Annotated in this window: 23 protein-coding genes; 18 read left to right on the top strand and 5 right to left on the bottom strand. The window is 69.6% G+C overall.

The annotated features are described in order from the left end of the window. Positions 1-31: 31 nt before the first annotated feature. A complete protein-coding gene (locus tag H5411_RS48950; RefSeq protein ID WP_312878334.1) occupies positions 32-283 on the top strand; it encodes a Rossmann-fold NAD(P)-binding domain-containing protein in 252 nt (83 codons plus the stop codon). 356 nt (positions 284-639) lie between these two features. Then, positions 640-1143: a GNAT family N-acetyltransferase gene (locus tag H5411_RS16225; protein ID WP_244194563.1), complete on the top strand. Its 504-nt coding sequence runs from the start codon at positions 640-642 to the stop codon at positions 1141-1143. Between the two features lie 100 nt (positions 1144-1243). On the opposite strand, the gene asnB is transcribed toward H5411_RS16225, so the two are convergent. Continuing rightward, complete coding sequence (asnB, locus tag H5411_RS16220) at positions 1244-3085, bottom strand: asparagine synthase (glutamine-hydrolyzing) (RefSeq protein ID WP_101435187.1); 1842 nt, start codon at positions 3083-3085, stop codon at positions 1244-1246. 261 nt (positions 3086-3346) lie between these two features. Here asnB and H5411_RS47040 point away from each other — a divergent pair, with 261 nt between their 5' ends. The 7 genes from H5411_RS47040 to H5411_RS16190 are packed head-to-tail and all read left to right on the top strand — an operon-like array spanning position 3347 to position 11233. Next, on the top strand, positions 3347-3511 hold the full coding sequence (locus H5411_RS47040; protein ID WP_220817003.1) for a hypothetical protein: 165 nt from the start codon (positions 3347-3349) through the stop codon (positions 3509-3511). Further along, a complete protein-coding gene (gene kdpF / locus H5411_RS47585) occupies positions 3508-3609 on the top strand; it encodes a K(+)-transporting ATPase subunit F (RefSeq protein WP_037358287.1) in 102 nt (33 codons plus the stop codon). The genes H5411_RS47040 and kdpF overlap by 4 nt, the downstream gene beginning before the upstream one ends. A gap of 1 nt (position 3610) precedes the next feature. After that, a complete protein-coding gene (gene kdpA, locus H5411_RS16210) occupies positions 3611-5272 on the top strand; it encodes a potassium-transporting ATPase subunit KdpA (RefSeq protein WP_101435186.1) in 1662 nt (553 codons plus the stop codon). Further along, positions 5269-7362 (top strand): potassium-transporting ATPase subunit KdpB, encoded by a 2094-nt coding sequence (gene kdpB, locus H5411_RS16205; protein ID WP_183124276.1) that lies wholly within the window; start codon positions 5269-5271, stop codon positions 7360-7362. The genes kdpA and kdpB overlap by 4 nt, the downstream gene beginning before the upstream one ends. Position 7363: 1 nt before the next feature. Beyond that, a complete protein-coding gene (locus H5411_RS16200) occupies positions 7364-7975 on the top strand; it encodes a potassium-transporting ATPase subunit C (RefSeq protein WP_183124275.1) in 612 nt (203 codons plus the stop codon). 4 nt (positions 7976-7979) lie between these two features. After that, positions 7980-10538 carry a sensor histidine kinase gene (locus H5411_RS16195; RefSeq protein ID WP_183124274.1) on the top strand — a complete coding sequence of 853 codons (2559 nt, stop codon included), beginning with the start codon at positions 7980-7982 and terminating at the stop codon, positions 10536-10538. Beyond that, positions 10535-11233: a response regulator gene (locus tag H5411_RS16190; protein ID WP_101435182.1), complete on the top strand. Its 699-nt coding sequence runs from the start codon at positions 10535-10537 to the stop codon at positions 11231-11233. The genes H5411_RS16195 and H5411_RS16190 overlap by 4 nt, the downstream gene beginning before the upstream one ends. 71 nt (positions 11234-11304) lie before the next feature. Here the strand turns inward: H5411_RS16190 and H5411_RS16185 are convergent, their stop codons facing one another. Further along, the gene (locus H5411_RS16185) at positions 11305-12018 is read right to left on the bottom strand and encodes a hypothetical protein (protein ID WP_158242458.1); all 714 of its coding nucleotides are present in this window, start codon (positions 12016-12018) and stop codon (positions 11305-11307) included. Positions 12019-12177: 159 nt separating this feature from the next. On the opposite strand from H5411_RS16185, the gene H5411_RS16180 reads away from it, so the two are divergent. From H5411_RS16180 to H5411_RS16165, 4 genes are all read left to right on the top strand, one after another. Continuing rightward, positions 12178-12474: an acylphosphatase gene (locus H5411_RS16180; RefSeq protein ID WP_101435181.1), complete on the top strand. Its 297-nt coding sequence runs from the start codon at positions 12178-12180 to the stop codon at positions 12472-12474. A 179-nt stretch (positions 12475-12653) separates the two neighbouring features. After that, positions 12654-16256: a chromosome segregation protein SMC gene (gene smc, locus H5411_RS16175; RefSeq protein WP_101440715.1), complete on the top strand. Its 3603-nt coding sequence runs from the start codon at positions 12654-12656 to the stop codon at positions 16254-16256. Positions 16257-16380: 124 nt separating this feature from the next. Continuing rightward, positions 16381-16920, top strand: a complete 540-nt coding sequence (locus H5411_RS16170; protein ID WP_101435180.1) for a hypothetical protein — start codon at positions 16381-16383, stop codon at positions 16918-16920. Positions 16921-17079: 159 nt separating this feature from the next. Beyond that, entirely contained in the window at positions 17080-17580 is a 501-nt protein-coding gene (locus tag H5411_RS16165) for a hypothetical protein (RefSeq protein WP_101435179.1), read from the top strand. 51 nt (positions 17581-17631) lie between these two features. On the opposite strand, the gene H5411_RS16160 is transcribed toward H5411_RS16165, so the two are convergent. Next, positions 17632-19197, bottom strand: coding sequence for a sodium:solute symporter (locus H5411_RS16160; protein WP_101435178.1), 1566 nt, complete (start codon positions 19195-19197; stop codon positions 17632-17634). Between the two features lie 9 nt (positions 19198-19206). Continuing rightward, positions 19207-20430: an anhydro-N-acetylmuramic acid kinase gene (locus H5411_RS16155; RefSeq protein ID WP_101435177.1), complete on the bottom strand. Its 1224-nt coding sequence runs from the start codon at positions 20428-20430 to the stop codon at positions 19207-19209. Between the two features lie 140 nt (positions 20431-20570). Between H5411_RS16155 and ftsY the strand changes: the two genes are divergently transcribed. The 3 genes from ftsY to H5411_RS16140 all read left to right on the top strand — a co-directional run bounded on the left by ftsY (position 20571) and on the right by H5411_RS16140 (position 23101). Further along, positions 20571-21938 (top strand): signal recognition particle-docking protein FtsY, encoded by a 1368-nt coding sequence (ftsY, locus tag H5411_RS16150; RefSeq protein ID WP_101435176.1) that lies wholly within the window; start codon positions 20571-20573, stop codon positions 21936-21938. A 342-nt stretch (positions 21939-22280) separates the two neighbouring features. Further along, positions 22281-22601, top strand: a complete 321-nt coding sequence (locus tag H5411_RS16145) for a DUF4333 domain-containing protein (protein ID WP_208637305.1) — start codon at positions 22281-22283, stop codon at positions 22599-22601. Continuing rightward, entirely contained in the window at positions 22598-23101 is a 504-nt protein-coding gene (locus H5411_RS16140) for a GNAT family N-acetyltransferase (RefSeq protein ID WP_183124273.1), read from the top strand. Before H5411_RS16145 ends, H5411_RS16140 begins: the two co-directional genes overlap by 4 nt. Here the strand turns inward: H5411_RS16140 and H5411_RS16135 are convergent. Then, positions 23094-23858 (bottom strand): IclR family transcriptional regulator, encoded by a 765-nt coding sequence (locus tag H5411_RS16135; protein ID WP_101435174.1) that lies wholly within the window; start codon positions 23856-23858, stop codon positions 23094-23096. The genes H5411_RS16140 and H5411_RS16135 overlap by 8 nt on opposite strands. A gap of 108 nt (positions 23859-23966) precedes the next feature. Here H5411_RS16135 and aceB point away from each other — a divergent pair, with 108 nt between their 5' ends. Both aceB and H5411_RS16125 read left to right on the top strand, forming a co-directional pair. Further along, entirely contained in the window at positions 23967-25541 is a 1575-nt protein-coding gene (gene aceB, locus H5411_RS16130; RefSeq protein WP_101435173.1) for a malate synthase A, read from the top strand. Then, positions 25541-26737, top strand: coding sequence for a DUF6986 family protein (locus tag H5411_RS16125; RefSeq protein ID WP_101435172.1), 1197 nt, complete (start codon positions 25541-25543; stop codon positions 26735-26737). Before aceB ends, H5411_RS16125 begins: the two co-directional genes overlap by 1 nt. The last annotated feature ends 38 nt before the right edge of the window (positions 26738-26775 follow it).

Raw genomic sequence — 26775 nt, 5'->3', positions numbered from 1 at the left:
CCGGGCACTTTACCCGTGCTAACGGCTAGACGTGACGTTGCGTCTAAACAAGAGAGGTCATGGCTGCCGCCGGGCACTGGTGGTCGGAGCTTCGCGGGCGCTGGTCACCGAACTGGACCGGCGCGGGTGGGAGGTCGTCGCGACGACTCGTGATGGTGCGGTGCCTCGAGAAGGGCTGCGGATCGAGCGACTCGAGATGACCGACGACGCACAGATCGCCGCGTTGCGCGGCAGAATGGACGATCCGCTCGATCTGCTCTTCGTGAACGCGGCGATCGACTGAGGGAATCTGCCGATCAGCGAAGTTTCTGCCGAGGTGTTCTCCGAAGTGATGATCACTAACGCGTTGGGCCCGTTGAGAGTTCTCGAAGGACTGCATGATCTGGTCGCGCCGGGCGGCACGGTCGCGGTGATGTCGTCCGAGCAGGGCAGCATCTCGATGAACGTCGAGCCTGGATACGAGCTCTACAAAACGGCCGTTGCTGCCCGGGGAAAGCGTGCCCGCGGTCGTCGAGGTGCTGGAAGCGCAGGCAGGCGAGCCGGGGCTGCGGTTCCTCGACCGCTTCGGCAAGCCGTTCCCTGGTAACGACTGGGCCGATCGGGTAGCGCCGGGCGGCTTCGCGTGCCAAGCTGCGGGGCGTGCCTGGATCCGGAGAATCCGAGATCGTGCTGATCCCGCTCGACGAGCAGGGGCTTGAGCGGCTGCTGGAAGCCGCGGTGGCCGACGCCGAACCGGCCGAGGTCATGCCGCCGGTGGAAGGTCCCGCCGGCTGGACCGAAGCCCGCCGCGAAGCGTTTCTCGCCTTTCACCGCCGACGATCGCTCAATCCGGACACCGCCATCGAAACGACCTGGGTCATCGAGGTCGACGGCCGGGTCCGCGGGGCGGCCCGGCTGCGGCCGGTGTCCGGACGGGCCGCGCTGGAGGTCGAAGCCGGGGTGTGGCTGTGCCGTTCGGCCCGCGGCCGGGGGATCGGACGCAAGGTGGCCGCGGTGCTGCTGGACGCGGCCCGCGACGGCGGCGCGGCGAAATTCGTCGCGACGACCACTGTGGACAATGCGGCGGCCCGGCGGCTGCTCAGCGGAACCGGCGCGGAACTGGACGTCCGCGGCACGGAGATCGACGCGCACCTGGACTTCTGACCGATTGCCCGCACGCGCCCCGAAAACGGCGTTGGACGCCGCATTGAGTGCGTCAGACGCACCCAATGCGGCGTCGCGGTGAGCGCCGAGAGGCAGCGGGTCAGTTGAGTTCCAGCTCCGGCGAGTACATGTCGAACCAGTGGTGCAGGTCCAGCGCCCGGTCCATGCCGACCCGCTGCGCCTGGCTGATCGCCGACGGGTCCGTCTCCGCCGACTGCCGCAGCCATTCCCGGCTGACCATCTGGAACACCGGGTTGTCCTTCTGCGCCAAGGCTTCCTTGATCTGCTGCTGCAACGCGACCGCGTACCCCGGGTCCTGAGTGGACGGATACGGGCTCTTCACCCGGTCCCGCACCGAGGCGGGCAGCACGTGCTTCGTCGCGTGCCGCAGCAGGCTCTTTTCCCGGCCGTCAAAGGTCTTCAGCGACCACGGCGCGTTGTAGACGTACTCGACGAGCCGGTGGTCGCAGAACGGCACGCGCACTTCCAGGCCGACCGCCATCGACATCCGGTCCTTGCGGTCGAGCAGCTGCCGCACGAACCGGGTCAGGTGCAGGTTCGAGATGACCCGCATCCGAGACTCCCGCTCGGACTCGCCGTCCAGCAGGTCCACTTGGGACACCGCGGTCCGGTACTGGTCGGCGATGTAGGAATCGAGGTCCAGCTTCGCGGAGAGTCCGGGGTCGAGCAGCGAGCCCCGGTCCTCCATCAGGCTGTTGCGGAACGCCAGCCACGGGAAGGTGTCCGCGTTGACCGCGGCCTCGTCGTGGAACCAGCGGTACCCGCCGAACACCTCGTCGGCCGATTCGCCGGACAGCGCCACCGTCGATTCCGCGCGGATCGCCTTGAACAGCAAGTACAACGACGTGTCCATGTCGCCGAGCCCGGACGGGATGTCGCGGGCGCGCAGGACCGCGCGGCGGACCTCGGGGTTGCTCAGGTCGGCCGGGTTCAGCATCACGTCCTGGTGCGCGGAACCGACGAGCTTGGCGACATCGCGGATGTAGGGCGAGTCGGGGGTGTCGCGCATTTCGTCGGGCTTGAAGTTCTCCTCCTGCCCGAAAAAGTCGACCGAGAAGGTGCGCAGCTGCTCGCCTTCCTCGGCCAGCCGCGCGGCGGCGAGGCCGGTGACCGCGCTCGAGTCGAGGCCGCCGGACAGCAGCACGCAGCGCGGGACGTCGGCGATCAGCTGCCGGTGGACGATGTCGGTCATCAGCTCGCGCACGCGCGCGACCGTCGTCTCCTGGTCGTCGGTGTGCTGCTTCGCGTCGAGCTTCCAGTAGGTGCGGGTGTTGATCCCCTCGCGGGTCACGGTCACGACGGTGGCCGGGTCGACCTCGTACATGCCCTTCCACAGCGACCAGCCCGGCCGCTTCGTGAAGCCCATCAGCTCGCGCAGGCCGTCGCTGTCGACCACCTTGCGCGCCAACGGGTTCGCCAGGATCGCCTTCGGCTCGGAGCCGAACAGGACGCCGTCGCGGGTGGGGTAGTAGTAGAACGGCTTGATGCCCATCCGGTCGCGGATCATCACGAGCTTCTGGTCGCGCTCGTCCCAGATCGCGAACGCGTACATGCCGTTGAGGTGGTCCACGACCTCCGTGCCCCACTGCAGGTAGCCGTGCAGCACGACCTCGGTGTCGCTGTCGGTCTCCCAGCGGTGGCCCAGTTTGGTGAGTTCTTCACGAAGTTCGGCGAAGTTGTACGTCTCGCCGCTGTAGACCATCGCGACTTCGCCGTTCGGCGTCTTCACGCTCATCGGCTGGCGTCCGCCCGGCAGATCGATGATGGCGAGCCTGCGATGGCCCAGCGCGACCGAGCGGCGGACCCAGGTTCCGCGGTCGTCGGGTCCCCGGCAGGCCATGGTCTCGGTCATCGCGTCCGCGATCTCCTGCTGCTGCGTGAGATCGGTGTCGTAGGACACCCAGCCCGCGATTCCGCACATACGAGACCTCCCTGAGCCAGTTAGTTAGCTGATACAAGTATCGGTAACCCAGGTGTAACACGAACTCGAATTCATGTCTGCCCGAATTGCACTCTCTGTCCTTGATCCACTACTTGCTGTGCCGCAAGTCACCCACCAACTACGGACAGTCATGCGCCCTCGCTAACCCGGATGGCGCTTGACGTCGTGGCCCGGGTCACCGGCCGTCAAGATCGCGTAAACGCCCCCAGGTCGCCGCGTCAAGGACCCGTCAGACGCGGGATGCGCACCGTCGCGCCCACCGCACAGTGGCTCTCGACCGACGGTCACCCGTGCCGGGTGACCCTTCCTGAGAGGTGCCTCGTGGCAGATTTGCTGTACGCCCTGTTGCTCATCGGCGTTTTCGCGGTGCTTGCCGGTGTCCTGCGCGGGCTGGAGAAGCTGTGAGCGGCGCGGGCACCGTGGCCAACATCGTCGGCGGGCTGCTGGCGCTTGGCCTCCTCGGCTACCTGTTCGTCGCCCTCGTGAGGCCGGAGAAATTCTGAGATGAGTGACGTCGCGGCCGGCTTCGCGCAAGCCGGCGTGCTCCTGGTCGCCCTCGCGGTGGTCTACCGACCCCTCGGCGACTACCTCGCCCGCGTCTTCTCCACCGAGAAGCACCTGCGGGTCGAGAAGGCCCTGTACAAGATCGTCCGCGTCGACCCGGACACCGAACAGCACTGGAAGACCTACGCCTCCGGGGTGCTCGGCTTCTCGTTCGTCTCGGTGCTCCTGCTGTACCTGCTGCAGCGCTTGCAGTCGATCCTGCCGTGGAACTTCGGCCGCGGGCCGGTGTCGCCCGCCGTCGCGTTCAACACCGCGGTTTCCTTCGTGACCAACACGAACTGGCAGTCCTACACGCCCGAGACGACGATGGGCCACTTCGTCCAGATGGCCGGGCTCACCGTGCAGAACTTCCTGTCCGCGGGCGTCGGGCTCGCCGTGGCGATCGCGGTGACGCGCGGGTTCGTCCGCTCGCGCACCGACCGGCTCGGCAACTTCTGGGTCGACCTGACCCGCGGCACGATCCGCGTGCTGCTGCCGATGGCGTTCGTGTTCGCGCTCGTCCTCGTGGCGCTCGGCGTGGTGCAGAGCCTGCGGTCCGGCGTCGCGGTGACGAACCCGGACGGCTCGCACAGCACGATCGCGCTCGCGCCGGCTGCTGGCCAGGAAGCGATCAAGGAACTTGGCACGAACGGAGGCGGCATCTTCAACGCTAACTCCGCGCACCCGTTCGAGAATCCGAATGTCTGGACCAATGTCGTCGAAATGTTCCTGATCCTCGTCATCCCGGTCTGCCTGACCCGCGCCTTCGGGCAGCTGGTAGGCAACCGCAAGCAGGGCTACGTCCTGCTGTCGGTGATGACCGGTCTGTGGGCGGCGATGCTCGCGGTGATCTGGACGTCCGAGGCGCGCACGAACAGCCCGGCGGCACTCGCCGCGGGAGCGAATCTCGAAGGCAAGGAACAGCGGTTCGGGATCGGCGGCACGTCGTTGTTCGCCGACACCACCACCGGCACGTCGACCGGCGCGGTCAACGGCGCGCACGACAGCCTGTCCGGACTGGGCGGCGGAGGCACGCTGCTGAACATGCTCTTCGGCGAGGTTTCGCCGGGCGGCGTCGGCACCGGGCTGTACGGGATTCTCGTCATGGCCGTGATCGCGATGTTCCTGGCCGGGCTCATGGTCGGCCGGACGCCGGAGTACCTGGGCAAGAAGCTCGGCAAGCGCGAGGTCACCTGCGCGGCGATTTCGATGCTGGCCATGCCCACGGTGGTGTTGCTCGGTTCCGGCATCGCCCTGCTGCTGCCGGGCACCCGGGACGCGCTCGGCAACGCGGGCCCGCACGGGCTGTCCGAAGTCCTTTACGGCTACACGTCCGCGGGCAACAACAACGGCAGCGCGTTCGGCGGTCTCACCGCGACCAGCGACTGGTTCCAGGCGTCGCTTTCGGTGGCCATGCTGGTCGGCCGGTTCGTGCCGATCGTCGCGGTGCTCTGCCTGGCGGGTTCGCTCGCGTCGCAGAAGAAAGTCCCCGAAACCGCGGGCACGCTGCCCACCACCGGACCGCTGTTCGGGACGTTGCTGACCGGCACGGTCGTCCTCGTCGCGGCTCTCACGTTCATCCCGGCGCTCGCGCTGGGTCCCATCGCGGAGGCGTTGGCATGACCATCACTCAGGAGCGGACTCCGGAAGAGGAGACGCAGCACCATGTCGAGAATGCTGGACGCGTCGGAGCCGGTGTCTTCAGCCCGAAGCAGCTCTGGTCGTCGCTGCCGGACGCGCTGCGCAAACTGAACCCGCGTCACCAGCTCAAAAACCCGGTGATGTTCGTGGTGTGGGCCGGTTCGGTCCTGACCACCGTCTTCGCGATCACCGATCCGAGCGTGTTCTCGATCCTCATCGCGGTGTGGCTGTGGTTCACCGTCGTGTTCGCGAACCTGGCCGAAGCCGTCGCCGAAGGACGCGGCAAGGCGCAGGCGGAATCGTTGCGGCGGACCAAAAAGGAGACCGTCGCGCGGCGGCTCACCGAGGACGGTTCCGAGGAGCGGGTGCCCGGCGTGGACCTGCGCGTAGGCGACCGCGTGGTGGTCGAGGCCGGGCAGGTGATCCCCGGTGACGGCGACGTCGTCGAAGGCATCGCCACGGTCGACGAATCGGCCATCACCGGCGAATCGGCCCCGGTGATCCGGGAGTCCGGCGGCGACCGCAGCGCGGTCACCGGCGGCACCACGGTGCTGAGCGACCGGATCGTGGTCCGGATCAGCACCAAGCCGGGCGAGTCCTTTGTGGACCGGATGATCGCGTTGGTGGAAGGCGCTTCCCGGCAGAAGACGCCGAACGAGATCGCGCTGACCATCCTGCTGTCGACGCTGACCATCATCTTCCTGCTCGCCGTCGTGGCTCTGCAGCCGATGGCGGCCTACTCCGGCAGCGAGCAGTCGGTGATCGTGCTGACCGCACTGCTGGTCTGCCTGATCCCGACGACGATCGGAGCGCTGCTGAGCGCGATCGGCATCGCCGGAATGGACCGGTTGGTGCAGCGCAACGTCCTCGCCACCTCCGGCCGGGCGGTCGAAGCCGCGGGCGACGTGTCGACGCTGTTGCTCGACAAGACCGGAACGATCACCTTCGGCAACCGGCGCGCGACCGAACTGATCCCGGTCGGCCAGTCCACTGTGGATGATCTGGCGCGCGCGGCCCGGCTGTCCAGCCTCGCCGACGGAACGCCGGAAGGCCGCAGCATCGTCGAGCTGATCGCCGAGCGGCACGGGCTTCCGGCCGCGGCGGACGACACCGAGAAGCTCGCCGAGTTCGTGCCGTTCACCGCGCAGACCCGGATGAGCGGGATCGACGTCGGCGGGCGCGAGGTCCGCAAGGGCGCGGCCTCGGCGGTGCGCGAATGGGTCCGCGAGCGCGGCGGCGACGTGCCGGACGAGACCGAACGCGTCGTGGACGAGATCAGCCAGCAGGGCGGAACCCCGCTGGTGGTCGCGGAATCGGCGGGCGGGACGGCCTTCGTGCGCGGCGTGATCCGGCTGTCGGACGTGGTGAAGCCGGGCATGAAGGAGCGCTTCGAGGAACTGCGCTCGATGGGCATCAAAACGGTGATGATCACCGGCGACAACCCGCTCACCGCGAAGGCCATCGCGCAGGATGCGGGCGTCGACGACTATCTCGCCGAGGCCATGCCCGAGGACAAGATGGCGCTCATCAAGAAGGAGCAGGAGGGCGGGCGGCTCGTCGCGATGACCGGCGACGGCACGAACGACGCGCCCGCGCTCGCGCAGTCCGACGTCGGCGTGGCGATGAACACCGGGACCATGGCGGCGAAAGAGGCCGGCAACATGGTCGACCTCGACTCGAACCCGACGAAGCTGATCGAGATCGTCGGGATCGGCAAACAGCTGCTGATCACCCGCGGCGCGCTCACCACGTTCAGCGTGGCGAACGACCTCGCGAAGTACTTCGCCATCCTGCCGGCGATGTTCACCAGCATTTTCGCCCAGCTCGGCGCGCTCAACATCATGCACCTGGCGACGCCGAAGTCGGCGATCCTCTCCGCGGTCATCTTCAACGCGCTGATCATCGTCGCGCTGATCCCGCTCGCCCTGCGCGGCGTGCGGTACCGGCCTTCGTCGGCCTCCGCGCTGCTGCGCCGCAACCTGCTCGTCTACGGCCTCGGCGGGATCGTCAGCCCGTTCCTCGGGATCTGGGTGATCGACCTGATCGTGCGCCACATTCCAGGGATTGGCTGACATGAACGTCTTGCTCAAGCAGACCTGGGCGGGCTTGCGCCTGCTCATCGCGATGACCGTGCTGCTCGGCATCGGCTACCCGCTGGGCGTGTGGGCGGTGTCCCGGGTCCCCGGCCTTCAGGGGAACGCCGAGGGCTCGGTGGTGACGGTCAACGGCCAAGCCGTCGGCTCGTCGCTGATCGGGATCGACCCGGTGCCCGCCGACGCCGCCCACGACCCGTGGTTCCACAACCGGCCCTCCGCCGGTTCCAAGGACCTCCTCGGGCCGGGTGACCCGTCGACGTCGGGGCCGTCCAACAAGGGCCCGTACAACGAGGATCTCACCAAGGCCATCGCGCAGCGGCGACAGCTGATCGCCCAGCGCGAGGGCGTCACCCCGGCGGAGGTGCCCGCGGACGCGGTGACCGCGTCGGGCTCGGGCCTCGACCCCGCGATCAGCGTCTCCTACGCCGAGCTGCAAGTGCTTCGCGTGGCGCGCAACACCGGATTGAGCGAGGAGAAGGTACGGCAGCTGGTCGTGGACAACACGACCGGCAGCGGGATCGGTGTGCCGGGCGTGAATGTGCTCCGGCTCAACCTTGCCGTGCATTCGGCCGCTCCTGGAGCACACTGACACGGTGAGCACCTCTGACACCTCCCCGAAGCCGCGCCGAGGCGAACTGCGGATCTACCTCGGTGCGGCTCCGGGGGTCGGCAAAACCTTCGCCATGCTCGGCGAAGCACGCCGTCGGCTCGACCGCGGCACCGACGTGGTCGTCGGCCTGGTCGAAACGCACGGCCGCAAGAAGACCGCGGACCTGCTGGACGGGCTGGAGGTCGTGCCGCGGCGCACGGTCAGCCATCGCGGGCACGAGTTCGCCGAGATGGACCTCGACGCGGTGCTCGCCCGCGCGCCGGAGGTCGTCGTCGTGGACGAGCTGGCGCACACGAACGTGCCCGGCGGACGGCACGAGAAACGCTGGCAGGACATCGACGAACTGCTCGACGCGGGCATCGACGTGCTGTCCACGGTCAACGTTCAGCACCTGCAGAGCCTCAACGACGTGGTCGAGCGGATCACCGGCGTCACCCAGCAGGAAACCGTGCCGGACGAGGTCGTGCGCCGCGCGGAGCAGCTGGAACTGGTGGACATCACGCCGGAGGCGCTGCGGCGGCGGCTCGCGCACGGCAACGTCTACCCGGCCGAGCGCATCGACGCCGCGCTGGGCAACTACTTCCGGCCCGGCAACCTCACCGCGCTGCGCGAACTGGCGCTGCTGTGGGTGGCCGACCAGGTCGACGTCGCGCTGCAGCGTTATCGCGCCGAGCAGAAGATCACCGATACGTGGGAGACGCGCGAACGGGTGGTCGTGTCGATCACCGGCGGGCCGGAAAGCGAGACGCTGATCCGGCGCGCCAGCCGGATCGCCACCCGGGCGGGCGCGGAACTGCAGGTCGTGCACATCCTGCGCGGCGACGGCCTGGCCGGTCTCGGGCCGACCGCGATGGCCCGCTGCCGCACGCTGGCCGAGGAGGTCGGCGCGACCTTCCACGCCGTGGTCGGCGACGACGTGCCGACAGCGTTGCTCGACTTCGCGCGCGGGGTCAACGCGACTCAGCTGGTGGTCGGCACTTCGCGGCGCTCCCGGATCGCGCGGCTTTTCGACCAGGGCATCGGCGCGACCGTGGTGCAGCAGTCCGGGCCGATCGACGTGCACATGGTCACGCACTCCTACGCCGGCGGACGGCTGCGGGCGCGGCTGGGCACGAACCCCTTGGCTCCGTCGCGGCTCGTGATGGGCTGGGTGCTGAGCATCCTGCTGCCGGTCGCCGCGACCGGTCTCGGGGTGCTGCTGCGCGACGCGGTCGAGTTCTCCACCGACGTGATCCTCTACGTGCTGGCCACCGTCGTCGTCGCGTTGGTGGGCGGGCTGGGCCCGGCTTTGCTGGCCGCGATCTTCGGCGCGGGGCTGTTGAACTTCTTCTTCACGCCGCCGCTGTACACGCTGGATGTGCACAGCCCGCAGAATGTCGTGACGCTGATCGCGATGATCGTGGTGGCGGTGATGGTGGCGCTGGTCGTCGCTTCCGCTGCTCGACGCGGCGTGGCGGCGGCGCGGGCCCGGACGGAGGCGTCGCTGCTGGCGTCGTACGCGCGCACGGTGCTGACCAACCCGAATCCGATTGAGCGGTTGCTGGAGAAGGTGCGGGAGAATTTCGGCCTCACTTCCGTGACGCTGCTGGAGAAACGCAACGGCAAATGGGACAAGGTCGCGCTGTCCGGCGGCGAGCCGTGCGCGGATCCGGATGAGGCCGATGTGGACATCGCGGTGACCGCGGACGTGCATCTGACGCTGCGCGGACGTGCGTTGCCCGCTGCGGACCGTCGTGTGTTGGAAGCCGTTGCGGGACAAGCGTTGCTCGCCTTGCGCCAGCAGCGGATGGCAGCGGCCGCGGCGGCCGCCGAACGCAAGGCCGAGGCGACCGAGCTGCGGACGACGCTGCTGTCCGCGGTCGGACATGACCTGCGGACGCCGCTCACGTCCATCAAGGCCGCGATCGGCAGCCTCCGCGCGCCGGACCTGTCTCTGTCCGATGAGGACACTGAGGAACTGATGGAAGCGGTCGAGCTTTCGGCGGACCGGCTCGCCGGGCTGATCGACAACCTCCTCGACTCGTCGCGCCTGGCGACCGGTGCGGTCACCCCGCATCTGCGGCCGGTCGGCTACGACGAGGTGGTCGCGCATGCCCTGTCCACTGTGGACAACTCGCAGGAGGTGCAGGTGTCCGTGGACCCGCGATTGCCTTCTGTGCTGGCGGATCCCGGCTTGCTGGAACGGGTGATCGCGAACGTGCTGGACAACGCTCTCCGGCATGGCGGCGGGGACGTTTCGGCGCGGGCGAGCGCGCATTCGGAATTCGTGGAGCTGCGGATCGTCGACCACGGCAAGGGGCTGCGGAAGGGCGCCGCGGAGTCCGCGTTCGCGCCGTTCCAGCGGCTGGGCGGCGATCGGGACTCGACGCCGGGCGTCGGGCTCGGCTTGTCCGTCGCGAAGGGGTTCACCGAGGCGATGGGCGGTACGGTTCGCGCCGAGGACACTCCTGGTGGAGGCTTGACCGTGGTGATCTCCCTGCCGGCCTGTACCGGCCGGGAACTCGTGGAAGCTGAATCGGCGGAGGAGGGCGCGGCGCGATGACTGCCGACCAAACGGCGACGGTGCTGGTCGTCGACGACGAACCGCAGATCGTGCGGGCGCTGCGGATCAACCTCAACGCGCGCGGATACAAGGTGATCACCGCACACGACGGCACCGCCGCTCTGAAAGCGGTCGCCGAGACGAAACCCGACGTGGTGGTGCTCGACCTCGGCCTGCCCGACCTCGACGGCACCGAAGTGATCGCGGGCCTGCGCGGCTGGACCACGGTGCCGATCATCGTCCTGTCCGCGCGGGGCGATTCGGCGGACAAGGTGCAAGCGCTCGACGCGGGCGCCGACGACTACGTCACCAAACCCTTCGGAATGGACGAACTGCTCGCCCGCTTGCGTGCTGCGGTGCGGCGTTCGTCGGTGGCAGGCGCGGACGGCGCGGAAGCCGTAGTGGACACCGGCTCGTTCACGATCGACCTGGCGGCGAAGAAGGTCCTGCGCGAGGGCCGCGAGGTGCACCTGACGAAGACCGAATGGGGCGTGCTCGAACTGCTGGTGCGCAATCGCGGCCGGTTGGTGGCGCAGAAGCAGCTGCTGCACGAGGTGTGGGGGCCGTCGTACGAGACGGAATCCCATTACCTGCGCGTGTATTTGGCACAGTTGCGGCGGAAGCTGGAGCCGGAACCTTCGCGGCCGCGCCACCTTCTCACTGAACCCGGCATGGGCTACCGCTTCGAAGCCTGACACCCCTGGCCGGAACGCCGTGAAGGGCTCCTTGAAGGAATCAGATTCCTTCAAGGAGCCCTTCACGGACTTCAGCGGCTGGTGGAGCTCGTCGGGTTGGTGTCCGAAGTGGACGCGCTCGACGTGGACGACGGCTGGCCGCCGGTCGAGCTGCTGCCCGTCGGGGGCTTCGGCGCCGAACTGTCCGACGATGGCGGGTTCGTCGGAGTCGAGGTTTCCGGCGGGGTGGTCACCGGGGTCGAGGGCGGCGTAGTGGTTCCGCCAGAAGACTTGGTGGGCGGCGGCGGGTCGCTGCGTTGCGACGTGGTGCCGCCTGGCACCGGCTGTCCGCCGCCGGGCTGACCTCCCGGCTGACCGGCGGGCTGGCCCGCGTTCGGCGGGGGAGTGATGACGCTCGTCGTCGGCTTTCCGTCCGGGCCGACGGCGACCACCGTGGTCGGGGTCGGCGGGGCGGTCTGGCCGGGCGTCGGCGAACCGGGGACCGTCATCGGGCCGCCGGGGACGGCGTTGCCCGGCACGACGACCTGCGAGCTGCCCTGCAGCCCGCCCGGGCCGCCGCCGCTCGTGGTGTTCGTCGCGGTGTCGGTGACCGAGCCGGGGCCGGCCAGTTCGGCGACCGCGGCGAAGGCCGTGGCGACCACGAGGCCGCTGACGCCCAGGATCGCGTAGCCGGAGCGGCTCAGCCTCCCGCTCGCGCCCTTCGGCGGAGCGGTGGGGGCAGCGCTCACCGCGATCGCGTTCTCGGGCGACGCTGAGCTTGGTTCAGGCCCGTCGGGACGGGACATGCAGGCTCCTTAGAAGGGTCAACGCTCAAGTCGAGGGGCGGCACGGGGAAGCGGGCTCCGGACCCCGGATGCCAGGCCGGAGATTATCACTGCTCAGCACCCCTACCCGCGACCGAGGGACAGGGCCGTCACGGTCCGCAGCCGGGCGCGTGCGGCAGGATGGGACCGGTGAACGAGCAGGAATCGCCCGTCCGGCTGGCCGCCTGGGTGCACGGGCAGGTGCAAGGAGTCGGTTTTCGCTGGTGGACCCGGAGCCGGGCACTGGAACTCGGCTTGACCGGATTCGCCAGGAATCTCCCGGACGGCCGTGTTGAAGTCGTCGCGGAGGGTAGCCGTGACCACTGTGCGCAGTTGCTGGCCGCGCTGCGCTCCGGAACCTCACCCGGACGAGTGGATCAGGTCGTTGAACGCTGGAGCGCCGCCAAGGGCGGGCTGGACGGATTCGCCGAACGCTGAGGCCGGTGTGGCGGCTGCGGCTGATGGGGTGTCTGGGGTTGCCGGGGCGGCCGATCCTGTGCTAGGCGCGCCCGGGCGGCCCGGCCTCCCACGGTGCTCCGGAACCCCCGGGTAGCCTGTCCCGAACCGGGGGAACCGGTAGCCATCCAGTACCCGTGGCCAAGAGGGGTCGGCAGCACGTGCACCTGAAAAGCCTGACGCTCAAGGGCTTCAAGTCCTTCGCCTCGGCGACCACGCTGCGCTTCGAACCCGGCATCACCTGCGTGGTCGGCCCGAACGGCTCCGGAAAGTCGAACGTCCTCGACGCGCTGCGCTGGGTCATGGGCACCCAGGGCGCGAAGGACCTGCGCGGCGGCAAGATGGAAGACGTCATCTTCGCCGGCACCGCGGGCCGCGCCCCGCTCGGCCGCGCCGAGGTCACGCTCACCATCGACAACGCCGACGGCGCGCTGCCGATCGAGTACGCCGAGGTGTCCATCACCCGCCGGATGTTCCGCGACGGCGCGAGCGAGTACGAGATCAACGGCGACCGCTGCCGGCTGATGGACGTCCAGGAACTGCTGTCGGACTCCGGCATCGGCCGGGAGATGCACGTCATCGTCGGGCAGGGGCAGCTGTCGGCGATCCTGGAGTCGAAGCCCGAGGAGCGGCGCGCGTTCATCGAGGAGGCCGCGGGCGTCCTCAAGCACCGCAAGCGCAAAGAGCAGACCCTGCGCAAGCTCAACAACATGCAGGGCAACCTCGACCGGCTCACCGACCTCACCACGGAACTGCGCCGGCAGCTCAAACCGCTGGGCAAACAGGCCGAGATCGCCCGCAAGGCCCAGTCGGTGCAGTCCGACCTGCGCGACGCCCGGCTCCGGCTGCTGGCCGACGACCTGGTCACCCAGCGCGAGTCCATCGCCCGCGACGAGGCGGACGAGCGCACCGCTCGCCAGCGCCGCGCCGAGGTCGAGCAGGCGCTGGAAATCGTGTCCGCCGAAGAGGCCGAGCTGGAGGCCTCGCTCGCCGAGGACGCGCCGCGGCTGCAGACCGCGCAGGAGACTTGGTACAAGCTGTCCGCGCTCACCGAACGGCTGCGCGGCACCGTGCGGCTGGCCGTGGAACGGCAGCGGCACCTTTCTTCGGACGTTTCCGCGCCCACCGGCGGCCGCGACCCGGAGGAACTGCTCGCCGAGGCCGAACAGGCCGCGGAGCGCGAGCAGGAACTGACCGAAGCCGTCATGGAGGCCCGCGAACTTCTCGCGGAAACCGTGCTGCGCCGGGAAGATCTCGAACAGCGGGTGCAGGCCGCGGAGCGCGCGCACTGGGCCGCGGTCCGGGCGATCGCCGACCGTCGGGAAGGCATGGCGAAGCTGACCGGCCAGGTCGAAGCGTTGCGCAGCAAGAACGGCGCGACCGCGGAAGAAGTCGACCGGCTCACCGTCGGGCTGCAGGAAGCGGCCGAGCGCGCGGAAATCGCGGTCGAGGAGCTGGAAGAAGCCAAAGCCGCCGGCGGCACGGAAGACTCCGACGACGCTGAGCTGCAGCAGCGCCACGACCGTGCGGTCGAGGCGAACAACGCCGCCAAGGCCCGCGTCGAGGAGCTGGTGAAGGCCGAGCGCGGTTCCGAGCGGGAGATCGCGTCGGAGCGGGCCCGGGTTGAGGCGCTGTCGATGGGCCTCAAGCGCAAGGACGGCGCGGGCGCGCTGCTCGGCGCGTCCGCGGAATTGCCGGGCCTGCTCGGTTCGGTCGCCGCGTTGCTCACCGTGCAGCCGGGGCACGAGGTCGCGCTGGCCGCCGCGCTCGGGCCGGTGGCCGACGCGGTCGCGGTGTCCGGCGGCGAGAACGCGCTGTCCGCGCTGAAGTACTTGAAGGAGACCGATTCCGGCCGCGCCGGGATCGTGCCGGCCGGTGCCAGGTCCACTGTGGACACCAGCTCGTGGCCGGCGCTGCCCGAGGGCGCGCGCTGGGCCCGCGAGGTCGTCAGCGCGCCGGAGCAGCTGCGGCCCGCGGTCGAGAAGGCGCTGGACCGGCTCGCGCTGGTGCCGGACCTGGACGCCGCGCGTCAGCTCGTGGCCCAGCATCCGGAGGTGCGCGCGGTCACCGCCGAGGGCGATGTTTTCGGAGCCGACTGGATCGCCGGCGGTTCCGCTGCCCGCGAGAGCGTGATCGAGGTCCAGGCGGCGGTCGACGAGGCGCAGGAACGCTTGCGTGCGGCCGAACGCGCGCTGGAGCAGTACTCCGCCGAGCTGGAAGGCGCCCGTGCCGAGCAGCAGGCCCGGCGCGAAGAGGTCGGGCAGGCCAAGGACGCGCTCGGCGAAGCCAAGGTGCGCAAGGCGCGTTCGTCCGAGCGGCTCAACCGGTTGGAGCAGGCGGCGCGCTCCGCGCAGGCCGAGGTCGAACGGCTGACCCAGCAGCGCGCGAAGGTCGAGCAGAGCCGCGAGCAGGCGCTGGAACAGTTGGCGGAGCTGGAAGAACGCCTCGCCGCGGTCGCCGAACAGCCGGTCGAGGACGACCCGGACACCGCCGAGCGCGACGAGGCCGCCGAGCAGCTTGCCGTGGTACGGCAGGAAGAAGTCGAAGCGCGGCTCGCGCAGCGCACCGCCGAGGAACGCGCGCGCAGCATCGCCGGACGAGCGGAATCGTTGCGCCGTGCGGCATACGCCGAGCAGCAGGCGCGCGAGCGCGCGGCCAAGGCGCGGGAAGCGCGGGAGCGTGGCGCGGAAATCGCGAACGCGGTCGTCAACGCCGGCGAGTTCGCGCTGGAGCGGATCGAGGTGTCCGTGCAGCGCGCCGCCGCCGAGCGCGACGAAGCCCAGGCGCAGCGCCAATCCCGCGAAACCGCGCTCACCGCGGTGCGCGCGAAGGTGCGCGAGCTGTCCGGCGAGCTGGAGAAGCTGACCGACGCCGTGCACCGCGACGAGGTGCTGCGCGCCGAGCAGAAGCTGCGGCTGGAAACGCTGGAAGCCAAGATCGCCGAGGACTTCGGCATCGGGCTGACGGACCTGGTCGAGGAGTATGGCCCGAACGTGCCGGTGCCGCCGAGCGCGGGCGAGATGGCCGAGTACGAGGCGGCCAAGGAGCGCGGCGAGGACGTCACCCCGCCGCCGCCGATGCCGTACGACCGCGAAACCCAGGCCCGCCGCGCCAAGCGCGCGGAGAAGGACCTGGCCCTCCTGGGCAAGGTGAACCCGCTGGCGCTGGAGGAATTCGCGGCGCTGGAGGAGCGGTACAAGTTCCTCTCCACCCAGCTGGAAGACCTCAAGGACACCCGCAAGGACCTCGAGGCCGTCATCAAGCAGGTCGACGAGAAGATCCTCGAGGTCTTCGCCTCGGCCTACGCCGACGTGGCGCGCGAGTTCGAGACCGTGTTCAGCGTGCTGTTCCCCGGCGGCGAGGGCCGGATGGTGCTCACCGAGCCGAACGACCTGCTCGCCACCGGCGTGGACGTCGAGGCGCGCCCGCCGGGCAAGAAGGTCAAGCGGCTGTCGCTGCTGTCCGGCGGCGAGAAGTCGCTGGTGGCGGTCGGCATGCTGGTGGCGATCTTCCGCGCCCGCCCTTCGCCCTTCTACGTGATGGACGAGGTCGAGGCGGCGCTGGACGACACCAACATGCGCCGGCTGATCGGCCTGCTGGAGCAGCTGCGCGATTCGTCGCAGCTGATCATCATCACGCACCAGAAGCCGACGATGGAGATCGCCGACGCGCTGTACGGCGTGAGCATGCAGGGCGACGGCATCACCAAGGTGATCTCCCAGCGGCTGCGCACCGCGGAAGAGGAACCGGTACCGGCTTCCTGAGCGGGTTGCGCCGTTCCGGAGATCCTGCCCGAACGGGCAGGCCTCGTCCGATCGGCCAACTGCCGCGGAGCCCGCGCGTCTTCAGGGGTGTTCACGAGAAACACATCCTGGAGGGGATTCGACAATGCGCAGCATGGTGGCCCGCACCCTGATTTCCGGTTCGATGCTCGGCGTGGCGCTCGCGGTCGCCGCGTGCAACGACGGCTCCCAGGCCGGGCAGGCCGCGGCAGTGCAGAGTTCGCTCTCGGCCGCGCCGACCGCGTCGTCGGTGGCCGCGCCGAGTTCTTCCGCGACGCCCACCCCGGCGCAGGCTCCGACGCACCCGAGCAAGCCCAAGCCACACCCGACGTCGGCCCAGCAACAGCCCAGCGACCGGTTGCCGGGCAAGGGCAAACTCGGCAACGGAGCCGACTGCGGACCGATCGACGGCCCCGACGGCAAGGTCGACGTGGTGACCGAGGCGATGCCGGCCGGCACCGTCGGGTGCACCGAGGCGATCAACGTGATGTCCGACTACCTGGCCCAGGCGCCGACCAAAGCCGAGGGCACCGGGCATTTCCTCGACGTCGACGGCTGGAACTGCGGATACGACGGCGGAAACGGCGGCACCAAGCAGATCTTCTGCGGCAGCAAGGGGCTTTCGTTCCACGGCAAGGCGGTGTGAGCGCGGTCCTTCTGCCACTCCCGTGCGGTGACGGCCCGGCTTCCTCTCGGGAAACCAGGCCGCTCGCCGGGTTTCCTCCGCCACGCTGCCGACCCGGCGCGGGCCGCCTAGGGTGATTTCCGCTGATCGGCGGCCGCAACCCCGGGGAGGAAAGCCTTCATGCGCACGATGGTGACCAAAGCCGTTGTCACGGCGTCGATGCTCGCTTTCGGCGGTCTCGCCGCGGCCTGCGGCGGCGGTAGCAGCGACCCGGCAGCCCAGTCGGCGGCGTTGGCCGCGCCGACCGTCACCTCCGCGCCGGAGAGCCCGGCGTACGGCACTGAGTCGGCGCCAGCGAGCAAGACACCCGGCCCGAGCACATCCCAGGGCAGCGGCGCGGACACCGGCGCGACGGCTGGCCCGCCGGTCGACTGCGGCCCGGTCGACGCGCCCAACGGCAAGGTCGGCGTGGTCGCGACCGAAACCAAGGCGGGCCGTCCTGGCTGCACCGAGGCGATCGACGTGATCACCGAGTATTTCCAGGACGCGCCGAAGAAGGCCGAGGGCACCGCGCACGTGCTGATGGTGAGCGGCTGGCGGTGCATGGCCGACACCGGCGCGCAGGGCAGCGGCCGGGTCGGCTGCGACAAGGACGGACGGGTCTTCTACACGCAGCCGTAACCCGCGTTCTCGCCGGGTTCCCGCGGGAACCCGGCGAGAGAAAAGACCTTGCTACGCGGTGGTTTCCGCGGGTTCCTCGACCTGCTCGACGTTCGGGTCGACGCCGCGCCGGCGCAGCGACAGCAGGCCGCCCACGATCAGCGTGATCAGTACGCCGGCGAAGGTGTACCAGTACGTCGCCAGCGGCACGAGTGTCTTCGTCGCCGCGCCGAACCGGATGTGCACGTCGGTCGTCGCCTTGTCGAATTTCACGAAGAGGATCAGGAACGCCATCCCGACCACCGAACAGGCGAACGCGATCACCGCGTCGGACTGGCGGGCCTTGCGCACGAGCAGGCCGAGGAAGAACGAGCCGAGCAAGGCACCGTAGGTGTAGCCGACGATCCCGAGGCCCTGCTGGATCACCGGGTCCTTCGAGTTGGTGAACATCGACGCGAACACCGCGAACACCGCCGCCCAGATGAGTGTCCACATGCGACCATGCCGGAGCAGCTTGGCGTCCTCGATCGACTTGTGCGTGAACCGCTGGTAGAGGTCGGCGATGGTGGAGGTGGACAGCGCGTTGAGCGCCGAGGCGAGCGCGCCCATGGTCGAAGCGAGGATGCCGGCGATCAGCAGCCCGGCCAGCCCGACCGGGAGGTCGTTGACGATGAAATTGGAGAACACGTCGTCGCCGGACATCTTCCCGGCCGCGACCGCGGTGGCTGTCGCGCCGGTCTTGCCGCCGGCGTAGACCCACAGCATCGCGCCGACGAGCAGGAACAGCGCGAACTGAATGAACACGACGATGGACGAGCCGATCAGCGCGCGCTGGCCGTCCCGCAGATTCCGGCAGGACAGCAGCCGGCCGACGATCAGCTGGTCCGCGCCGTGCGAAGCCATCGACAGGAACGCGCCGCCGACCACGGCGCAGAGGAACGCGTACGGGTTGGTGAGCAGGTTCGCCGTGAAGTCGGTGAGCTGGAACCGGCCCTGGCTCGAAGCGATCTGCGTCCAGCCGGACGGCAGCTTCGTGGACAGGAAGATCACCGCGCCGATCGCGCCGAGGATGTAGAGCGACCACTGGATGACGTCCACCCAGATCACCGACTTGATGCCGCCGACGAACGCGTAGACCACGGTGAGCGCGGTCAGCAGCACGACGATGTGCCAGTACTCGGTGTGGATGCCGTAGTGGCCGAGGATCGCCTTGATCGGGATCGCCCCGGCGAACAGCCGCAGCCCCTCGGCGAGCAGCCGCGTCACCACGAAGGTGACCGACGCGGTACCTTGCAGCCCGCGGCCGAAGCGGCGGCCGAGGAATTCGTACGCGCTCACGTAATTGCCGCGGAAATAGCGCGGCAGCAGCACGAACGCGGCGATCACCCGGCCGACGATGTAGCCGAACGCGACCTCCAGGAACAGGAAGGCGCTGCCGAACACGAGCCCGGGCGTGGAGATCACGGTGAGCGTGGACGTCTCGGTGGCCACCACCGAGAGCGTCACCGCCCACCACGGCATGCTGCGCTCGCCGACGAAGTAGTCGTTCGCGGACTTCTGTCTGCGTCCGACCAGCACGCCGATGACCGGCATCGCCGCGAGGTACACGATGACGATCACCAGATCGACTGGATTCATGGGGTTCTCCTACCGTGGTTGCCCGGATTGCGCGACCCGGAGCCGGGTCGCGGCGCCCCCCAGCGGGGCGGGGAGATTCAAGGGCGCCGCACCCGGCGTCAGCGCGCCGAGCAGGCGGGGACCGCTCGCTCCGGTGGCCGACGGCAGCGTCGCCGGGACGCCGCACCAGCTCAGCCAGCCGAGCAGCGCGGTCAGATAGGCCTCTTTGCCGGAGCCGGGGAGGCCGAGGTCGTCGCTGGTGCGGAGCGCGCCGCCGGGAAGATGCCGGGCCAACGCGGCCATCGTGGCGGGGTTCGCGACGCCGCCGCCGGACACGACGACGGTCGCGACGCGGTGCCGCCGGCATTCCGCGGCGACCGTCGCGGCGGTCAGTTCGGTGAGCGTGGCCAGCAGGTCCTCCGGCGACAACGGCGGCAGTCCGGACAAGGCCGCGTCCAGGTATCCGCCGTGGAAGTGCTCTTTGCCCGTGGATTTCGGGGGAGCGGCGGCGAAATAGGGATCGGCGAGCAGCCGGTCGAGCAGGTCGTCGCGGACTGAACCGGCGAGCGCGAGCCGTCCGTCGACGTCGGCGGACAGCTCGCCGTCGCTGACGCGGGCGGCGGCGAGATCGAGCAGCGCGTTGGCCGGGCCGGTGTCGTACGCGAGCACCTCGTCGGAGTGCGTGACCACGGTGATGTTGGCGATGCCGCCGAGGTTGAGCGCGGCCACCGGACGTCCGGTCTGCTCGGCGAGGCCGCGCAGCCACATCGCGTCGAGCGTGCTCGCCAGCGGGGCGCCCTGGCCGCCCGCGGTGATGTCGCGGATGCGGAGGTCGGCGATCACCGGCACTCCGGTGCGCTCCGCGATCCACGCCGGCTGCCCGAGCTGGAGCGTGCCGAGCGCGACGCCGTTTTCGACCCAGTGGTAGACGGTCTGGCCGAGCGAGGCGATCACGTCCACCGGCCCGTACGCGGCGATCCCGCGCGCGGCCGCGTCGGCGAACGCCTGGCCGACCCGGGTGTCGAGGACGGTCAGCTGCCGTGCGCTGCTCGGCCGCGGCGGGAGGGCGTCGAGGAGATCCGCGCGGAGGCCGGCGGGGTAGGGCACGTCGAGTTCGCCGAGCGGGGTGAGGACGACGGTCCCTTCGGTGTTGTCCTCGACGCGGATTTCGGCGACCGCGACGTCGATCCCGTCCACGGACGTGCCCGACAGCAGCCCGAGGACGCGGAAACAGTGGCCGGCGGGGGTGGTCATCCGATGTGGTCTAGTCAACACGGAAGGGGTGGCGCAAGACGCGTCGTGGAGTCTTGGCCGAATCGGAACCGTTCGCGTTACTCGTTGGCTTCGAGGTGGGGTGTCCCGTGGCCCGGGTACGCGGATGACAGGATGGTGGCGTGTCGAGCACCTGGTTCTGGATCGTTGTCGTCGCCGTCGTCGTCCTGGTCGCCGTTCTGGTGTCCGGGCTGCTCATCGCGCGCAAGCGGCGAATCAGCATCGCCGAACAGCGCGAGGTCGAGGAGAAGCCGAAGGGCGGCGGGTACGCCGCGAGCGGCGGTATCTCGCTGGCTCCCGGAGGGAAGACCGCGGAGGCCCCGCCGGAGCCTTCGCCGGAACCTTCGCCTGCTGCTGAGCCCGCGCCGGAGCCGGTGGTCGAACATCCCGTCGAGGACCGGCCGGAAGTCGACGGCCAGCCCGCGGTCGGCGACGACGCCGCGGTCCCGCGCGACTCCGACCAGCGCACGGTGCGCGACGTCAAGCTCCCCGAGCCGGTCGAAGAAGCGGCCCCGGAGGCAGTCGTGCCGGGGACCGTGGAGCCGATCGAGGAGATCGAGTCCCCCGCTGGCCGTCTTGAGCGGCTGCGCGGCCGGCTGTCGAAGTCCCGCTCGGTGTTCGGGCAGAGCCTCCTTGGCCTGCTCGGCGGCGGTGACCTGGACGAGGATTCCTGGCAGGACGTCGAAGACACGCTGCTCATGGCGGACCTCGGCGCCGCCACGACGACCCAGATCGTGGACCGCCTGCGCGACGAACTGAACCGGCGCGCGGTGCGCACGTCGGCGGAAGCGCGCGAACTGCTGCACGAGGTGCTGACCGCGTCGCTGTCCACGGACGCCGAACGCTCGGTTCGAGCCCTGCCGCACGAGGTGGACGGCAAGAAGCAGCCCGCGGTCGTGCTCGTGGCGGGCGTGAACGGCACCGGCAAGACCACGACGACCGGCAAACTGGCGCGAGTCCTCGTCGCGCAGGGCGGAACCGTCGTCCTCGGCGCGGCCGACACCTTCCGCGCCGCAGCCGCGGACCAGCTGCAGACCTGGGGCGAGCGAGTGGGCGCGTCAGTCGTGCGAGGCAAGGAAGGCGCGGACCCGGCGGCGGTCGCGTTCGACGCGGTCAAGCAGGGCATCAGCGAAGGCGTGGACACGGTCCTGGTCGACACCGCGGGCCGCCTGCACACGAAGACCGGCCTGATGGACGAACTCGGCAAGGTGAAGCGAGTCGTGGAAAAGCAGGCGCGGGTGGACGAGGTGCTGCTCGTGCTGGACGCCACGACCGGACAGAACGGACTCGCGCAGGCCCGGGTGTTCGCCGAGGTCATCGACGTGACGGGCATCGTCCTGACGAAACTCGACGGCACCGCCAAGGGCGGGATCGTGTTCCAGGTCCAGAAGGAGCTGGGAGTGCCGGTGAAGCTCGTGGGGCTGGGCGAAGGGCCGGACGACCTGGCCCCGTTCGAGCCGGGCGCGTTCGTGGACGCTTTGCTGGGCTGATTCCCCCAGACGGGTGGATAGCGGCCAAACCGGACATTCCTTGTAGTGTGGCCTGCCACGGTAGGTAGCGGCGCAGCTACGACTACGAGGGGTGGGCATGGCGGGCGGTTTCGGCGCGGTCCCGGAAGAACTGCTCCGGACGGCGAAGTCGATCGGGGATGTGCTCGGCAGATCCGCGGGTCTGCTGTGGCAAGGGCCGGGATCGGCCAAGGTGGCATCAAGGTCGGCGATCCGGAGTCCGGGCAGCAGCCCCGAGACCGCTCGAGCTGGCTGCGCTCGACGCGCGCTGCGATTTGCTAGACCGTATTCCCCCATCCGTCTGGACCAGGTAGGAGACCTGCTGTGCATCGTTCGATTCGTCTTGGCCTGCCCGTCCTCTGCGGGCTGGTGCTCACGGCTTGCAGCGTCTCGGTGTCGGCTGGCAACGAGATCTCCAAGGCTGATCTCGAGAAGAACATCTCCACCGTCCTCGAGCAGTCGAACAACGGGCGACGGCCGGATTCGGTCACATGCCCCGGGCCGATCAAGGCGGAGAACGGGCAGACCGCTCGCTGTTTCCTGACCGGCGGCGGTGAGAAATACGGCCTCACCGTGACTCTTTCCGGGGTCAACGGGTCTAAGGCCACTTACGACGTGAAGGTCGACGAGAAGCCGATGCAGTGAACCGCGTAATCCTCCGGACTCTCACCGAAGCCGATCGGGCGCGAGTGCACGAGATCCTGTCCGCTCCGGAGGTCGCGCAGTGGTGGGGCGATCCCGACGAGGAAACCGACGGCCTCCTCGCCGAAGGGGAAGACCAGACCTACGCCATCGAGTACGAAGGCCACACCGTCGGCGTCATCCAAAGCTGGGAGGAACTCACTCGCCGCTACCGGCACGCGGGGATCGACCTCGCCGTCCACCCGGACTACTACGGGCTCGGGCTCGGCGCGGAGGCGATCCGGATCCTTGCCCAGCGCCTGTTCGACCAGGGGCACCACCGGATCACCATCGATCCGGCGGCGGCCAACGTCCGCGCGATCCACGTGTACGAAAAGCTCGGGTTCCGCCGTGTCGGCATCCTGCGCGACTACGAGCAGGGGCTCGACGGCACCTGGCACGACGGCCTGCTGATGGACCTCCTCAAAGGCGAACTCAAGGGCCAGCCCAACGAACTCAGGTAACCGGCAGCTGCTGTGAAAGCCGGTCCGCCACCTTCTGCACCACCGGCGCGATGTGGCTGACCGCGTCCGCCGTCAGCCGGCCGGACGGACCGGACACCGACACCGCGGCGGGCACCGGTGCGCCGGGGATCGCGACGGCGATGCAGCGCACCCCGAGTTCCTGCTCCGCCTCGTCCAGCGCGTAACCCTGTCCGGCGATCTTTTTCAGCTCCAGCGCCAGCGCGTCCGGGTCGGTGAAGGTGTGCTCGGTGTACGCCGGCATGCCGGTGCGTTCCAGCAGCGCCGAGACCTCGTCGGCGGGCAGTTCCGCCAGCATCGCCTTGCCCACGCCGGTGCCGTGCGGCAGCAGGCGCCGCCCCACCTCGGTGAACATCCGCATCGAGTGCTTCGACGGCACCTGCGCGACGTACACCACCTCGTCGCGTTCCAGCACCGCCAGGTTCGCCGTTTCGCCGACCTCCTCGACCAGCTCCACCAGCAGCGGCCGCGCCCACGCGCCGAACTGCATGCTGGCGTTCTCGCCGAGCCGGATCAGCCGGGCGCCCAGCGCGTAGTGCCGGTTGGTGTTCTGCCGGACGTAGCCCAGCGACACCAGCGTGCGGATCAGCCGGTGGATCGTCGGCATCGGCAGCCCGGACAGGGTCGCCAGCTCCGACAGGCTGGCCTCGCCGCCGGTGTCCGCCAGGTGCTCCAGCAGCTCGAACGCGCGCTGCAGGGACTGGACGCCGCCGTCTCGTCCGCTCTTCTCAGCCGCCACCAGTGGTCCTCCTCACAGACCCGATTGATGTTCCGCTATGCAGAAACTATAGTCCGTCAGGTAAAAACCGTAGGGACGTTATCCAAAGCACTACTCGGGGTGTTGCGCATGTCTGAGGTCCAGGTACTCGGCGGGTCCGTCGAGCGTGGGGACGAGATTCTGACGCCGGAAGCCCTCGCTTTCGTAGCGGGCTTGCACGACGAGTACGCCGCGCGGCGCGACGAACTGCTCGTCGCGCGCGGCAAGCGGCGCGAGGAGGCCCGCACCACCGGCCGGCTCGATTTCCTCCCGGAGACGAAGGAGATCCGCGAGGGCGACTGGCGGGTCGCCGAGGCTCCGGCGGCACTGCGCGACCGCCGCGTGGAGATCACCGGCCCGACCGACCGCAAGATGACCATCAACGCCCTCAACTCCGGCGCCAAGGTGTGGCTCGCCGACTTCGAGGACGCCAACACGCCGCACTGGGCGAACGTCGTGGGCGGCCAGGTCAACCTGTCCGACGCGATCCGCGGCACGATCACGCTCGACCAGAACGGCAAGCACTACGAGCTGAAGCCCGACGTCGAGCACGCGACGATCGTGGTCCGCCCGCGCGGCTGGCACCTCGACGAGCGGAACCTGACCTTCGGCGGGCGCAAGGGCGTCGGCGCGCTGGTCGACTTCGGCCTGTTCTTCTTCCACAACGCCCAGGAGCTGCTCAACCGCGGCAAGGGCCCGTACTTCTACCTGCCGAAGATGGAAAGCCACCTCGAAGCGCGGCTGTGGAACGACGTGTTCACGCACGCGGAGAAGGCGCTCGGCATCCCGCACGGCACCGTCCGCGCCACCGTGCTGATCGAGACCATCCCGGCCGCGTTCGAGATGGAAGAGATCCTCTACGAACTGCGCGAGCACGCCTCCGGCCTCAACGCGGGCCGCTGGGACTACCTGTTCAGCGTCATCAAGTACTTCCGTGACGCGGGCGAGAAGTTCGTGCTGCCGGACCGCAACTCGGTCACCATGACCGCGCCGTTCATGCGCGCCTACACCGAACTGCTCGTGCGCACCTGCCACAAGCGCGGCGCGTTCGCGATCGGCGGCATGGCCGCGTTCATCCCGAGCAAGGACCCGGAAGTCAACAAGGGCGCCTTCGAGAAGGTGCACGCCGACAAGTCGCGGGAGGCCGGCGACGGCTTCGACGGTTCGTGGGTCGCGCACCCGGGCATGGTCGCACTCTGCAAGGAAGAGTTCGACAAGGTCCTCGGTGACAAGCCGAACCAGCTCGAGCGCACCCGCGACGACGTGAGCGTCACCGCCGACCAGCTGCTGGACGTCGCCTCGACGCCGGGCAGCGCCACCGCGGCCGGCCTGCGCGCGGCGGTCGACGTCGGCATCCGCTACCTGGCCTCGTGGCTGGGCGGCAACGGCGCGGCGGCGATCCACAACCTGATGGAAGACGCCGCCACGGCCGAGATTTCGCGGTCGCAGGTGTGGCAGTGGGTCAAGAACGGCACGCAGCTGGACAACGGCGAGAAGGTCACCGCGGAGCTGGTGCGCGGCGTCGTCGCCGACGTCCGCGGCGAGCTCGCGGCGGAGGTTCCGGACGATCTCCTGAAGCCCGCGGTCGAGCTGTTCGAGCAGGTCGCGCTGGCCGACGACTTCCCGGACTTCCTGACCCTGCCGGCTTACGAGCACATCCAGTAATGGGCGGCGGACGACTCGCCGAGGACGTCTACAGCGCCGCCGACGCGCGGTTGGCCGAGGCCGACGCGCGCGTGGCGGCGAAGTACCCCGGCGAGTCTCCGGGCCGTCGTCCGGTGCACACGGTGTACGTGCCGGCGTCGCAGTACCGCACGCGCTTGGTCGCCGACTGGGGCAAGCAGGCGATGCGGGTCTTCGTCGAGCACGGCGACCTGCTGAACCTCGACCCGGCGGTGGCCGAGCGGGTCCGCGAGAAGCTCCTCACCGAGCCGATCGAGGACCTCCGCATCGACTTCGAGGACGGCTACGGCCATCCCGGCGACGGAGCGGAGGACGCGGCCGCGGAGAGCGCCGGGCGGACGCTCGCGACCACCGGCGGCACCCCGTTTGTCGGGATCCGGTTCAAGAGCTTCGAAGCCGCGACCCGGCGACGGGGCATCCGGACGCTCGATCTGTTCCTGTCGGGCCTGCTGTCCGAAGGATCGCTGCCGGACGGATTCGTGGTGACGCTGCCGAAGGTCACCGCGGTCGAACAGGTCGAGGTCGCCGCGGAAGTGTTGGGGCGACTGGAAACCGCGTACGGACTGGAGGACCGCGCGCTGCGGTTCGAGGTGCAGATCGAGACCGCGCAGTCGATCCTCTCGACCGACGGCACGGTCTCGGTCGCGCGGATCATCCAGGCCGCGGACGGCCGGTGCTCCGGGCTGCATTACGGGACCTACGACTACAGCGCGGGTCTCGGCATCAGCGCGGCGTACCAGAGCATGGCGCACCCCGCCGCCGACTTCGCGAAGCAGCTGATGCAGGTCGCGGCTGCCGGAACGGGCGTGCGGCTGTCCGACGGTTCGACCAACCGGCTTCCGGTGGGCGACGACCTGCCGGGCGCCTGGGCGGAACACCTGCGCCTGGTGCGGCGGTCGCTGGAGAACGGCTTCTACCAGGGCTGGGACCTGCATCCGCACCAGCTGCCGACCCGGTACGCGGCGACGTACGCCTTCTACCGCGAGGGCGCCCCGGCGGCGGCCAAGCGGTTGCAGGACTACGCGTCGAACACGTCCGGGGGAGTGCTGGACGAACCCGCCACCGCGGAAGCGCTGGCGCGGTATCTGCTCGGCGGGTTCCACTGCGGTGCGCTGGCGGAGTCCGAGCTGCCCTTCGAGGTGGCGCGGCTCGACGCGTACGCGCGGCGCCAAGCCTGAACCACGCCGCGAGTGCCTGCGCTGACCGGCGCAGGCAC

Source organism: Amycolatopsis echigonensis (assembly GCF_014174495.1).
Classification (GTDB): Bacteria; Actinomycetota; Actinomycetes; order Mycobacteriales; family Pseudonocardiaceae; genus Amycolatopsis; species Amycolatopsis echigonensis.
This window is presented reverse-complemented; position numbering and strand designations above follow the sequence as displayed.